General features: G+C 63.9%; 12 protein-coding genes. 7 read left to right on the forward strand and 5 right to left on the reverse strand.

Annotation, left to right across the window (positions count from 1 at the left end):
- Window positions 1-185 precede the first annotated feature (185 nt).
- Together PG896_RS19145 and PG896_RS19150 are read left to right on the forward strand one after the other, a co-directional pair.
- Window positions 186-1,730, forward strand: a complete 1,545-nt coding sequence (locus tag PG896_RS19145) for a sensor domain-containing diguanylate cyclase (protein WP_270836087.1) — start codon at window positions 186-188, stop codon at window positions 1,728-1,730.
- A gap of 241 nt (window positions 1,731-1,971) precedes the next feature.
- On the forward strand, window positions 1,972-2,445 hold the full coding sequence (locus PG896_RS19150; protein ID WP_270836088.1) for a YMGG-like glycine zipper-containing protein: 474 nt from the start codon (window positions 1,972-1,974) through the stop codon (window positions 2,443-2,445).
- Between the two features lie 86 nt (window positions 2,446-2,531).
- On the opposite strand, the gene PG896_RS19155 is transcribed toward PG896_RS19150, so the two are convergent.
- Both PG896_RS19155 and PG896_RS19160 read right to left on the reverse strand, forming a co-directional pair.
- Complete coding sequence (locus tag PG896_RS19155) at window positions 2,532-3,488, reverse strand: D-2-hydroxyacid dehydrogenase (RefSeq protein WP_039041095.1); 957 nt, start codon at window positions 3,486-3,488, stop codon at window positions 2,532-2,534.
- A gap of 121 nt (window positions 3,489-3,609) precedes the next feature.
- Window positions 3,610-4,380 (reverse strand): DUF3530 family protein, encoded by a 771-nt coding sequence (locus PG896_RS19160; RefSeq protein ID WP_039041094.1) that lies wholly within the window; start codon window positions 4,378-4,380, stop codon window positions 3,610-3,612.
- A 310-nt stretch (window positions 4,381-4,690) separates the two neighbouring features.
- Between PG896_RS19160 and PG896_RS19165 the strand changes: the two genes are divergently transcribed.
- From PG896_RS19165 to PG896_RS19180, 4 genes are read left to right on the forward strand one after another with little or no spacing between them, the layout of a single operon-like run.
- Window positions 4,691-5,731 (forward strand): isopenicillin N synthase family dioxygenase, encoded by a 1,041-nt coding sequence (locus tag PG896_RS19165; RefSeq protein WP_039041093.1) that lies wholly within the window; start codon window positions 4,691-4,693, stop codon window positions 5,729-5,731.
- Between the two features lie 21 nt (window positions 5,732-5,752).
- Window positions 5,753-6,565, forward strand: coding sequence for a MetQ/NlpA family ABC transporter substrate-binding protein (locus PG896_RS19170; RefSeq protein WP_270836089.1), 813 nt, complete (start codon window positions 5,753-5,755; stop codon window positions 6,563-6,565).
- Entirely contained in the window at window positions 6,562-7,356 is a 795-nt protein-coding gene (locus PG896_RS19175; RefSeq protein ID WP_270836090.1) for a methionine ABC transporter ATP-binding protein, read from the forward strand. The genes PG896_RS19170 and PG896_RS19175 overlap by 4 nt, the downstream gene beginning before the upstream one ends.
- Window positions 7,341-8,015: a methionine ABC transporter permease gene (locus PG896_RS19180; protein WP_333563605.1), complete on the forward strand. Its 675-nt coding sequence runs from the start codon at window positions 7,341-7,343 to the stop codon at window positions 8,013-8,015. Before PG896_RS19175 ends, PG896_RS19180 begins: the two co-directional genes overlap by 16 nt.
- Window positions 8,016-8,109: 94 nt before the next feature.
- Here PG896_RS19180 and efp read toward each other — a convergent pair whose 3' ends face one another.
- The 3 genes from efp to PG896_RS19195 form a co-directional block, all read right to left on the reverse strand.
- Window positions 8,110-8,676 carry an elongation factor P gene (gene efp / locus PG896_RS19185; protein ID WP_010673788.1) on the reverse strand — a complete coding sequence of 189 codons (567 nt, stop codon included), beginning with the start codon at window positions 8,674-8,676 and terminating at the stop codon, window positions 8,110-8,112.
- Window positions 8,677-8,721: 45 nt separating this feature from the next.
- Window positions 8,722-9,918 (reverse strand): elongation factor P maturation arginine rhamnosyltransferase EarP, encoded by a 1,197-nt coding sequence (gene earP, locus PG896_RS19190; RefSeq protein WP_109111958.1) that lies wholly within the window; start codon window positions 9,916-9,918, stop codon window positions 8,722-8,724.
- A gap of 95 nt (window positions 9,919-10,013) precedes the next feature.
- Complete coding sequence (locus PG896_RS19195) at window positions 10,014-11,057, reverse strand: GMP reductase (RefSeq protein ID WP_049636557.1); 1,044 nt, start codon at window positions 11,055-11,057, stop codon at window positions 10,014-10,016.
- A 391-nt stretch (window positions 11,058-11,448) separates the two neighbouring features.
- On the opposite strand from PG896_RS19195, the gene rloA3 reads away from it, so the two are divergent.
- On the forward strand, window positions 11,449-11,928 hold the full coding sequence (rloA3, locus tag PG896_RS19200) for a retropepsin-like aspartic peptidase RloA3 (protein WP_041201491.1): 480 nt from the start codon (window positions 11,449-11,451) through the stop codon (window positions 11,926-11,928).
- Window positions 11,929-12,035 lie beyond the last annotated feature (107 nt).

Below are 12,035 nucleotides of genomic sequence, written 5' to 3' on the forward strand. Positions count from 1 at the left end.
GCAAAAGAGAGTAATAGATCAGAACGGCCGATCGCCGTCAAGCACTGAAAATAGCAAAATCAGGTGCGGAATGACGGTGATATCTTTTTTATCATTAGCAGTGGATGTTAATGACTTCAATCAATATCTTTTGCAGATTTTTAATCTATAAAATTCATAAAATATGACATTTTATAGAGGGTGGCATGACGGCGGCGCTGATCAAGGAACGCTATTACATACTGACTCCGCTGTCGCTTCTCCTGGGAGGGCTGGTGCTGATCGCCACCCTGTTGCTGGCGGCAGCCAGCTACCTGAGCAGTATCGACAAGACGGTGGCGGGTTACGGTCACATGCTGGCTGCCCTCGACGCCACCCTGTTCCAGGACATGGCGCAGGACAACCGCCGCCAGCTTGGCGTGCTGGAGGCGTCCTTGGACAAGCAGGCCATCGCTGCCGGGGCATCGGCCATCAATCCCATCTGGCCCATTGCCCATCAGTTCAAGTACGACGCCCACTTCCTCTATTTCTACAATGCGCGCACCCATCGGCTCGACGGCTATCCCGACTGGCAGCAACCGGAGGGCTACCGGGCACAGGCGCGGCCCTGGTACCAGACCCTGTCCGGCGAGGGTGATGATCTCGTCTGGTTCGGTCCCTACCCGGAGTTCGATTCGGCCCGGCAGGTACTGACCCTCATCAAGCGGGTCAAGGATCATGAGGGGCAACTGCTTGGACTGCTGATGGTGGACATGTCGTTCAGCGCCTTGCAGGGGGCGTTGCACCGGGCGGTGGGTGAGGATCCGGTGGCCCTCTACATCACCGAGCGCAAGGGCGGCAAGCTGGTGGTGGGGCACAATTTGTCGCTGTTGCCGCCCCGTCTCGAGCGGGAGACGCAGGCGGCCGGCCTGGACGGGTTCTGGGCAGGTCGCCACCTGCAACACGCTCTGGAGGGGATGGAGTGGGATCTCAACGTCTATCTCCCCCCCTCCCATTTTCATGAAAACCTGCAAGACACCCTGTTGATGGTGGTGCTGCCCGCCCTGGCATTGCTCTGCATCTGGCTGTGCAGCCTGTGGTTTCTGGTGCGGATCTTTCGCCAGGAGCAGGCGCTGGTGCAGGGCTCGCTAAGCGGCCTCATCCAGGATGAGGCGCGAAAGGAGATCCAGCGGCGTCAGCGAACCTGGTTCGTGCACGGCAGCCTGGGGGAGATAGAACAGGTGCGAAACAGCCTGCTGCAAGGGCAGGATGCCCTGCTCCACGACCCTCTCACCGGCATCCTGAACCGGCGAGCCTTCGATCAGCAGCGGGCCGGGCTGGAGCAGGCGGGGAGGCCCTACTGGCTGGTGCTGTTCGATGTGGACAACTTCAAGCGCGTCAACGACAGCTGGGGACACGGTGTGGGGGATGCGGTGCTGTTTCGGGTGGCCACCATCATGGCGAGAACCCTGGGGGATGAGCAGGTCTACCGCATCGGGGGCGATGAATTTGCGGCCTTGCTGCCCTGGGAGCAGGCGGAGGTGGAATGCCGCCTGACCCACCTGCTCGGTCGGGTGAAAGCCCTGAAATGGCGGGAGTTCGCCGACGCCATCACCCTGAGCGCCGGCGGCGCGCGCTATCCGGATGATGCCCTGACGCTGCTCGAGCGGGCGGATGCCTGCCTGTACGAGAGCAAGCACCAGGGGCGGGATTGCTGGCATCTGGCGGCGTCGTCGCCCGTTGACGGGGAGGTTGTGACAGTATCTGTCTGACGGTGATCGCTGCAAAAAAGGGCCTTTGGGCCTAGAAAAGGGTCATGACGGGGATGATTTCTCGTGTGACCTTTTTTTTTGATGTGGTTTCAGGTGGTTAGCCTGCTTTCTTGCATCGTGTCGCGAACCGGAGACAGGGAGGGCTGGCCGTGAGGTGCCCCTTGCGGCAGTGGCGCAGGTCAGGGGGCTTTGTATAGTGCAGGGAAAAATAATCAATCATCAGGTTTGACAGGAGTACCCCATGAAAATGAAACCGTTTGGCATGAGCGCACTGGCGCTGCTGGGGGCGTTGCTGTTGGGCACAGGACAGGTGCAGGCATCCGAGACCCTCAATACCATTCTCGGCGGCGGAGCCGGCGGGGTGGCGGGCACCATGATCGGCAAGGAGCTGGGTGGCGACACCGGCGCCCTGGTGGGGGCAGCCTTGGGGGGCGCGGCCGGTGGTGCGGCCACGGCCAATAGGGGCAACAAGAACGAAGCTGCGCTCGGCGGCGCCGTCGGTGCCCTGGGCGGGGCTGCCATCGGCAAGAGTGTCGGTGGCAGCACGGGCCAGCTGATCGGCGCCGGTATCGGTGGTGCCGGTGGCTCCGCCATCGGAGCCAGGACCGGGGATGGTCACGAGAGCCGCGGCGATCGCTATTACGATGACAGGCGCTATCACAAGCACCACAAGAAACACAAAAAGCACCGCAAGCACAGATGGTATGACGACTGATGCCGCGGCAAGCTGATCGACAAAAAGGGGCCTTTGGCCCCTTTTTTGATCCCGCTGCCGGCCCGTGAGGGGCGGCGAGCGGCCTCTTACACCAGCCGGTGCTGGCGCCTGCCAAGGGAGAAGGCGTTGATGTTGTCGATGAGCTGATCCGCGAGGCGCTGCATCGACTCTTCGCTGGCCCAGGCCACGTGGGGAGTCAGGATGAAATTGGGGTAACGCAGGGCCTGCATCAGGGGGTGATCCGGAGGCGGCGGCTCGACACTCGCCACATCGAAACCGGCGCCGCCCAGACGGCCGTTGCCGAGGGCTTCGAGCAGCGCCTGCTCGTCCACCAGGCCGCCACGGCCCACGTTGATGAGCAGGGCGCCCGGTTTCATCAGGGCCAGCTCCCGCTCCCCGATGAGATGGCGGGTGTAGGGGGTGAGCGGGCAGTGCAGGCTGATCACATCCGAACTTTGCAGCAGGGCATCCAGGGGCAGTCTGTCGTCATCCCCCGGGGAGCCGACCTGGCTCTGGGCATAGTAAACCTCCATCCCGATGGCGCTGGCCCGCTGTCCCAGTGCCTGTCCCAGGGTTCCCTTGCCGATGATCCCGAGGCGCTTGCCATGCAGATCCGTGATGGGGTGGTCGAAGAAGCAGAACTGGCCGCTTTGCTGCCAGCGCCCCTCCAGCAGGGACTGGCGCCAGGCGAACAGGTTGCGCGACAGGGCGAGCATCAGGGCCATGGCGTGCTCGGGGACGGAAGGGCCCGAGTAGTTGCGGATATTGCACACGGCGACATTGGCGGCGCGGCACGCCTCCAGATCCAGGTTGTCGCTGCCGGTGGCGGCCAGAGCGATCAGGCGCAGTTCGGGCAGCTGGGCCAGTTCATCGGCCCCGATGCGCACCTTGTTGATGATGGCGATGCTGGCGCACTTGAGCCGCTCCACCACCTGATCCGGCGCCGTGGTCGGGTAGCTTTGCCAGTGATGGGGAAAATCGGGGCGGCGCAGATTGATGCCGGTGTCCAGGGTGTCGCTGTCGAGAAACACGATTTGCTGCATGAAGCCTCCTGCCATTGGTTCGGACATGATGCCAAACATGGAGGGCGGCTGACCAGCGCGGTGGCATCGGGTCAAGTCCGATGGGGAAGGCAAAAGGCGGGTGGCTGTGCCTCGGAGGGACTCAGATCCAGCCCAGGTGCGTCAGCCAGCCCTGGATGCGCCCCGGCGTCTCCTCCAGATCCATCAGGGCATAGGGGCGGTAGTTGAGCTTGTGGCTGCGGCGGCTCTCGCTTCTGCGGGCTTCGGCCGCCAGCAGGGGCCAGCGTCCTCCCTCCTCCTGATAGAGATCCAGGGTAGGGATGCTGCCCTGGGCTATCTGCTTGGCGAGGGTCTGGTTGCTCAGCTGGTTGGGGAAGAAGCCGTCGAGCAGCACCAGGGCATCGGGGGCGGGCAACTGTTCGCTGGCGATGAGGTTGGCGGCCCAGGCGGCGCTGGTACCCTGGGCCAGCAGCAGCTTGAAGCCCCCCTCCTGCAGCTTGGCATCCCCCAGCTTGCTGATGCGGGAGGCAAACTGCTTGCGAAAATCGTCGATGACCTGCTGTTTCTTCTCGGCGGCGGGGTCGAGCTCGGTCTGCTGCGGCGAGGGGAGCAGCAGCAGGGTATCGAAACCGAGGCGCCCCAGCTCCCGGGTCAGTTGCCACAGCTGGCCGCTGCGCTGCCAGTCGGGCAGCAGGATAACCAGACCCACGTAGTTGTCGCTGTCGTGCTTGGCAAACAGTACCTGTTGCTTGTCCACCCTGGTGCTGTCGGGTATTCCCTGCCAGTCGCTGCTCTGCCAGTAGTCGGGGGGAACCAGGGGGGCTGGATCCGGGGCGGCGCCTGACGGTGCCTGCCCGGCGCCGTGGGCGGCAAAAGCAAGCAGGGTCAGCAGCAGATAGGGGCGAAATGTCATGGGGGATCCTCCAGCACTCCCTCATAGCGGCCTCGCCGGGGGTTTCTTTAGGGCAAGGGGGCACATCGGCATCGGCGGTGGCGAAGAGGGTCTGACCGGCGGGCCGGACACGGGCCCGGGATTGTTCCAAATGGCAAAGCATTCCCGGTTTTGATTGTTCCATCCTGTGACCCATACATGGTTCAGTAAGGGCAGGCAGACAGGGGGCCGGGGCATGTCGTCACTGGCCGCAGGCGGAGAATTCTCCCCCCCTGTCTCGTCAGAACGAGAGATTCACCCTCACTTTCCATCGACAGGGAGCGTTATCGCCATGAGCACCTTGGTTCACTTGCCCATCCTCGACCTGAGGCAGCTGGATGCCTCGCCCGACGCCCGGGCCGATTTTCTGGCATCGTTGCGCGATGCCGCGAGAGAGACGGGATTTTTCTACCTGACCGGCCACGGCATCGATCCCGAGCTGCAACAGGAGGTGCAGCAGCTGTCGCGGGCCTTCTTTGCGCTGCCTCTGGCGGCCAAGCAGCAGGTCGCCATGATCCACTCTCCCCATTTTCGTGGCTACAACCGACCGGGGGCGGAGCTGACCCGGGGTCAACCCGACTGGCGAGAGCAGTTTGATATCGGTGCCGATCGCCCAGCCTTGCCGCGCGCGGCGGGCGACCCACCCTGGTGGCGGTTGCAGGGGCCGAATCAGTGGCCGGAGGCGCTGCCGACACTGCAACCCGTGCTGACGCGCTGGCGTGGGCAGATGACCCGCATGTCCCGTACCCTGCTCGGGGCTTTTGCCGAGGCGCTCGCACTGTCGCCAGATGCCTTCGATGCCCTGCACGGAGAGCGTCCCAACGAACATATCAAGCTGATCCGCTATCCCGGTGAGCGGGGCGCCACCCAGGGGGTCGGTCCCCACAAGGATTCGGGCTTCCTGAGCTTCCTGCTGCAGGATGACCAGCCCGGCCTGCAGGTGGAGGTGGCGCCGGATCACTGGATCGACGCGCTCCCGCTCCCTGGCACCTTCGTGGTCAACATCGGTGAGCTGCTGGAGCTCGCCAGCAACGGCTACCTGCGTGCGACCGTGCACCGGGTGGTGCCGTCGGCGCCGGGGCAGGAGCGTCTCTCCATCGCCTTCTTCCTGGGGGCCCAGCTCGACGCTGTGGTGCCCGTCTATCCGCTGCCCGAGGCACTGGCCCGTGAAGCCAGGGGGCCTGCCACCGACCCGCACAATCCGCTGCTGCGGGAGGTGGGCTGGAACTACCTCAAGGGGCGGCTGCGTTCCCACCCTGACGTGGCATTGCGCCACCATGCCGATCTGTTGCCGGCGCCCCGGGCGCTGGCGGTCGGCGAAACCACCCATTGATTGCATGGCAAGGAGCACAAGATGAACAAGCACGGACTGTTTTCCCTGAGCGGCCTGGTATTGGCCCTCGGACTCTCTCTCTCCGCCCAGGCAGCCCAGGCGCTGCGGGTTGCCGCGGATCCACTGCCCCATGCGGATATCCTCGGCGAGGTGAAACGCCAGGACCCTTCGCTGGATCTGCAGGTGATCGAGCTCAGCGGCGGCATCAATGCCAATGCCCTGCTGGTGGCGGGTGATGTGGATGCCAACTACTTCCAGCACGTCCCTTACCTGCGGGATCAGGAGAAGGCGCTCGGCACCGAGCTGGTGGTGGCCGCGACCGTACACGTGGAGCCTCTTGGCATCTATTCGAAGAAGGTCAAGCACCTGAGGGAGGTACCGGAAAAGGCGGTGATCGCCCTGCCCAACAATGTCACCAACCTGAGCCGGGCCCTCTATCTGTTGCAGCACGAGGGGCTCATCACCCTCAAGGCCGGCCATGAAGATCCGGCGCGGGATCTGGCGACGGTGCACGACATCGCCACCAACCCCAAGGCGCTCAAGATCCTGGAGATCGAGGCGCCGCAGCTGCCGCGCTCCCTCGACGACGTGGATCTGGCGGTGATCAATGGCAACTATGCCCTGGAGGCGGGGCTGGAGCCTGCTCGCGATGCCCTGGGGCTGGAGAGCGCCCAGAACAATCCCTACGCCAACATCCTGGTGACCACCCCGGCGCTCAAGGATGATCCGCGGATCCGCCAGTTGGCGCGGGATCTGGAGTCCAGGGCGATCGCCGACTTCATTCGCAAGAGCTACAAGGGGTCGGTGATCCCGGTGGCCGGGCGGCAGTCATGATAGTGCTGGAGGGGCTCGGCAAGCAGTACCCGGGGCACGGGCAACCCGCTCTGGAGGGGGTGTCGCTCGAGATTCCGGATGGGGCCATCTACGGCATTCTCGGGCGCAGCGGCGCGGGCAAGAGCACGCTCATTCGTTGCCTCAATCTGCTGGAGCGGCCAAGCCGGGGCCGCATCCTGTTCGATGGCCGCGACATCACGGCCCTGGAGGGAGCGGCCTTGCGCCGCCACCGTCAGGGGACCGGCATGATTTTCCAGCACTTCAATCTGCTGCACGCCCGCAGCGTGGAGGAGAACGTGGCGGTCCCGCTGGAAATCGCCGGAGTGGCGCGCCGGGAGCGGGCGGCCCGGGTCAGCGAGCTGCTGGAACTGGTGGGGCTTGGCGAGCACCGTCGTGCCTTTCCCTCCCAGTTGTCGGGGGGGCAGAAGCAGCGAGTGGGCATCGCCCGCGCCCTGGCCGCCAATCCGCGCCACTTGCTCTGTGACGAGGCGACCAGTGCCCTGGATCTGGAGACCACGGAGTCGGTGCTGGCGCTGCTTGCCGACATCAACCGCCGCCTCGGGATCACCATAGTGCTCATCACCCACGAGCTGGAGGTGGTCAGGGCCATCTGCGATCACGCGGCATTGCTTGAACGGGGTCAGCTGGTGGAAAGCGGCGCTCTGGGCACCCTGCTGGCCAACCCCGACTCCCGTGTGCGGCAGGCCCTGTTGCCGGATCCCGAGATCCTGCGGCGTTTCATGGCGCGTCACGGAGTCACAGAGGAGGTGCGTTTATGCAGAGTCGCCTGAGTGTCGATGCCTTGCTCGAACTGATGTATCAGGGGTCGCTCGAAACGCTCTACATGGTGGGAGTGGCAGCCGTGTTCACCCTGTTGCTGGGGCTGCCGACCGGGGTGCTGCTGGTGGTGACCCGTCCCGGGGGCGTGCTGCCCTTGCCCCGTCTCAACATGGTGCTGGGGATCGGTATCAACATCGGGCGGTCGCTCCCCTTCGTGGTGCTCCTGATCGCCCTGATCCCCCTGACCCGGCTGGTGGTCGGCACCTCACTGGGCAGCACCGCCGCCATCGTCCCCATCACCCTGGGGGCCTTCCCCTTCTTTGCCCGGGTGGTGGAGAGCGCCCTCGATGAGGTGGACAAGGGGCGCGTCGAAGCCGTGCTCGCCATGGGGGGCAGCGGCTGGCACGTGGTCGTCAAGGCGCTGCTGCCCGAGGCCTTGCCGGCGCTGCTGGCCGGACTCACCCTGACGGTGGTGATGCTCATTGGCTTCTCCTCCATGGCAGGGGTGGTCGGTGGTGGCGGGCTCGGGGATCTGGCGATCCGCTACGGCTACCAGCGCTTTGATGACAAGGTGATGGCAGGGACCGTGGTCATGTTGCTGCTGCTGCTGGTGCAACTGGTACAGGGGGTGGGGGACAGGCTGGTGCGGGCACTGGCCCATCGCCGCTAGGGGCACGGCTTCTCATCAGGCCGGCCGTGAGGTGCCAGCCAATAAAAAAGCGAGCCTTGGCTCGCTTTTTTTGCAATCACATCAAGGGGTCAACTTAGTTGACGCGACGCTTGAATTCACCGGTACGGGTGTCGATTTCGATCTTGTCACCGATCTCCACGAAGGCGGCAACGGCCAGCTCGTAGGAGGTGCCCTTCAGGCGGGCAGGCTTGGTCACTTTACCGGAGGTGTCGCCACGGGCGGCCGGCTCGGTGTACTCGACTTCACGCACGATGGTGGTCGGCAGTTCTACGGAGATGGCTTTCTCGTTGTAGAAAGTCACTTCGCAGAGGTCTTCCATGCCGTCTACCAGGTAGTTCAGGGCATCACCCAGGTTGTCTTTCTCGACGTCGTACTGGTTGTACTCGGTGTCCATGAAGACATACAGCGGGTCGGAGTAGTAGGAGTAGGTGCACTCTTTACGCTCCAGCTGAACGACTTCCAGCTTGTCGTCGGCCTTGAAGACGGTCTCGGTGGCGCTGCCGTTCAGCAGACCCTTCAGCTTCATCTTGACCACGGCGGAGTTACGGCCGGATTTGTTGAATTCAGCCTTCTGGACCACCATCGGCTCGGTGCCGATCATGACTACGTTACCAGCGCGGATTTCCTGTGCGGTTTTCATGTAAAAAATTCCTGTTCGTGAAACGGACGGATAAAAACTGCCAGATTATATACGGCTTTCTAAAAATTTCACCAACCTCGTGACGAGATCCCCGTCCGCCAGCAGCCTCTGTGGCCAGGAGCGCCCATGTTGCTGCCATTTGGCCGCGTATTGCGGCCATTGTGCCCAGAGTTCACCGGTGTGTTCCCCCCGGTTGAGGGCATGGTTGAAGCGACGCAGCCACTGACCGGCCGGCGCTGGCAAGGGGGAGAGGTAGTGGTCGAGAAAACCGTCCAGCTTGACCATGTGGGCATCCTCTTCCTGCTGGTAGATGTGCCAGAGGAAGGGGCGCCCCGCCCACTGGGCCCGCACGAAGGAGTCCTCCCCGCGCACCAGGTTGAGATCGCAGCTCCACAGCAGGCGATCGTAGCCCCTCTGATCGGTCATCGGCAGCAGCTTGATGGTGAGGTTGCCCGCCTGGAGCAGATCTCCGGCCCGGGCACCGGGAATGGCCTCTGCCAGCCCTGCGCCGATGAGCACGTCGTCGAGGGAGCGCCCCAGCGGCAGCAGCAGGGTGACGGGGGTGACGCTCTGGCGCCAGCCCTCGGCCAGGCTCCTGAGCGCCTCGCTCTCGTAGGTAAAGAGGCTGACCCGCAGCTCGTCTTCTCGTTGGGGTGGCAGGCCGAGGCTGGCCCAGTAGGCGGCCAGTCCCGCAACATCCTGTTGCCAGCGCTCGCGCTCGACGATGAGGCCTCGCTCGCACAAGAGGCCGCCCGTTTTCTGCGTGAAACCCGGGAAGAAGAAGTACTTGTCGAGGCGCTGGCTGCCGACCTGCTGGGGCGAGGCGAGGCCATGGCAATCCTCGACCCAGCTCTCGGCCGAGAGGTATTCGAGGTTGATCCAGCAGGGGGGCGTGGTCTGCTCGGCCATGCGTTCGATAAAGGGGGCGGGCAGCTCGCAGGCAAACGCCTCGATGACCACCCTGGCCGGGGTCATGTCGGCGGGGAGGCGCTCGTGCCAGTGCTGGACATAGATGCCATCGACCCACTGACCGTCCTGTGCGGGGTCGAGCGCCGGGCAGATGCGGGCGAAGCTAACCAGATCGTCCACCCAGAGCCGCACCTGCACCTCACTCTTCTGCGCCGGGAGCGCGCCTTCCTGTTTGAGCTGGCGGGCGAGTCGCCAGGTGACGCCGATGTCACCGAAGTTGTCGACGACGCAGCAGAAGATGTCCCAGTCGAAGGGGGGGAGAGGGCTTGTCATGGCGCGGGATCCCAGATGCAAAAAAACCGGTGCGCAGGGTAGCACACCGGTTGGTCGGCTTCTAACCGTCAGCGCGTGACGGGGTCTGTGGCAGGTTACTCCTTGCCGTAGACGTTGTTCTCCTGCTCGCGCACCCGGATGAAGGTGGTGCGTTTGGTGAGCTCTTTCAGCTGGCTGGCACCCACATAGGTGCAGGTGGAGCGAACCCCGCCCAGGATGTCGCGCACCGTGTTCTCCACCGGACCGCGGTAGGGCAGCAGCACGGTTTTGCCTTCGGAGGCGCGATACTCGGCGACACCGCCGGCGTGCTTGTCCATGGCGCTGGCCGAGCTCATGCCGTAGAACTTCATGAAGGGCTCGCCATCGACCTCGACGACTTCGCCGCCGCACTCTTCGTGAGCGGCCAGCATGCCCCCCAGCATCACGAAGTCGGCGCCGCCGCCAAATGCCTTGGCCACATCCCCCGGGCAGGTGCAGCCGCCGTCACCGACGATCTGGCCGCCCAGGCCGTGGGCCGCATCGGCACACTCGATGATGGCGGAGAGCTGCGGGTAGCCGACCCCGGTCTTGACCCGGGTGGTGCAGACCGAGCCCGGGCCTATGCCCACCTTGACGATGTCGGCGCCGGAGAGGATGAGCTCCTCCACCATCTCGCCGGTCACCACGTTGCCCGCCAGGATGACGTGGTTCGGGCAGGCCTCGCGGATCTTGCGCAAAAACTCGACGAAGTGCTGGGAGTAGCCGTTGGCCACGTCCACGCAGATGAAGCGCAGGGCGCTGGACATCGCGAGGATCTGGCGTGTCTTGGTGAAGTCCTCCTCCGAGGTGCCGGTAGAGACCATCACATGGCCCAGCAGGGCCGGGTCGGTCTCATTGACGAAGGTTTGCCACTGCGCAAGGCTGTAGTGCTTGTGCACCGCCGTCATCATCTCGAAGCTGGCCAGGGTACGCGCCATGGCGAAGCTGCCGACGGTATCCATGTTGGCGGCGATGACGGGCACGCCCTGCCATCGGGTCTGGGTGTGCTTGAAGGTGAACTGGCGGGTCAGGCTGACTTGGGAACGGCTCTTGAGAGTAGAGCGCTTGGGGCGAAACAGGACATCCTTGAAACCGAGCTTCAAGTCTTCTTCGATACGCATTGCGAATTCCTTATTGAGCCTTGTGTGAGAGCTCACTTTGCAGTGGCAACTTTTCGGCAGGCGCAAAAAAACCGGTGGTTTTCAGGCCCTCCGGTTTACAGCAGTGTAGGCAAAAATCCCGTCAGAACAAGACTGATAATTCACGCACCGCTGTGGTAGCCTTTGGCGTCACAACCTGAGGATGGCCGCCAGCGTCATCCAGCACCCTGTTCTCCCCTCGTTTTCCTGCTGCATTCCCCACTCACGCGCCGTGCCCGGCATGGATTGTCGCCTGTTGGCACCGCGTCCAGAGCCCGTTCCCCTGCGCGCCAGAATCCGGTTGACCCGGCAGTTGGCTGTGATACATCTGGGCGCAAGACTGACAAGGCGAGAGAGCAAGATGGGCAAGAGAATGGTGGCGGCGGCCATGATGTGGGCGCTGTGCGGCAGCGCGATGGCGGCCCAGACCAGCTATGGCTGGATCGAGAAGGGGGTGCTGATGCCCTACGGGGTGGCGGTCAAGATGAAGCTCGATACCGGTGCCCTCACTTCGTCGCTGGATGCCCGCGACCTGAAGCATTTCAAGAAGGATGGCAAGCCCTGGGTGCGCTTCAACCTGGTGCTGACCGATGCCAATACCGACAAGGTGGTGCGCCGGAGCGTGGAGCGACCGGTGGAGCGCAGCGTGACGGTGCGCGGGGCGGGCGGCATGGAGCAGCGCCCGACGGTGACCATGTCCGTCTGCGTCGGGGACCAGGTCTACAAGGAGTGGTTCACCCTGCGGGATCGCAGCAAGATGATCTACCCGGTGCTGCTGGGGCGCCGTCTGCTGGCGGAGCTGGGACCGGTGGATTCGAGCCGGACCTTCACGGTACAGCCCACCTGCGACTAGGGTGGTGGTGCCATGAAAAACGGGGGCGTGGCCCTAATGCCAGTCAGTTAAGCCTGACTGGCATTGTTTTTACTAGGTTTTCTCGTCGCATACTTCTGTGGTTTGGC

Source organism: Aeromonas sp. QDB30 (genome assembly GCF_027707645.1).
Taxonomy (GTDB): Bacteria; Pseudomonadota; Gammaproteobacteria; order Enterobacterales; family Aeromonadaceae; genus Aeromonas; species Aeromonas caviae.

Excerpts from the sequence above, each read along its gene's own strand:
- PG896_RS19145 (WP_270836087.1), top strand. The coding sequence starts at position 186 with ATGACGGCGGCGCTGATCAAGGAACGCTATTACATACTGACTCCGCTG.
- PG896_RS19150 (WP_270836088.1), top strand. The coding sequence starts at position 1,972 with ATGAAAATGAAACCGTTTGGCATGAGCGCACTGGCGCTGCTGGGGGCG.
- PG896_RS19155 (WP_039041095.1), bottom strand. The coding sequence starts at position 3,488 with ATGCAGCAAATCGTGTTTCTCGACAGCGACACCCTGGACACCGGCATC.
- PG896_RS19160 (WP_039041094.1), bottom strand. The coding sequence starts at position 4,380 with ATGACATTTCGCCCCTATCTGCTGCTGACCCTGCTTGCTTTTGCCGCC.
- PG896_RS19165 (WP_039041093.1), top strand. The coding sequence starts at position 4,691 with ATGAGCACCTTGGTTCACTTGCCCATCCTCGACCTGAGGCAGCTGGAT.
- PG896_RS19170 (WP_270836089.1), top strand. The coding sequence starts at position 5,753 with ATGAACAAGCACGGACTGTTTTCCCTGAGCGGCCTGGTATTGGCCCTC.
- PG896_RS19175 (WP_270836090.1), top strand. The coding sequence starts at position 6,562 with ATGATAGTGCTGGAGGGGCTCGGCAAGCAGTACCCGGGGCACGGGCAA.
- PG896_RS19180 (WP_333563605.1), top strand. The coding sequence starts at position 7,341 with ATGCAGAGTCGCCTGAGTGTCGATGCCTTGCTCGAACTGATGTATCAG.
- efp (WP_010673788.1), bottom strand. The coding sequence starts at position 8,676 with ATGAAAACCGCACAGGAAATCCGCGCTGGTAACGTAGTCATGATCGGC.
- earP (WP_109111958.1), bottom strand. The coding sequence starts at position 9,918 with ATGACAAGCCCTCTCCCCCCCTTCGACTGGGACATCTTCTGCTGCGTC.
- PG896_RS19195 (WP_049636557.1), bottom strand. The coding sequence starts at position 11,057 with ATGCGTATCGAAGAAGACTTGAAGCTCGGTTTCAAGGATGTCCTGTTT.
- rloA3 (WP_041201491.1), top strand. The coding sequence starts at position 11,449 with ATGGTGGCGGCGGCCATGATGTGGGCGCTGTGCGGCAGCGCGATGGCG.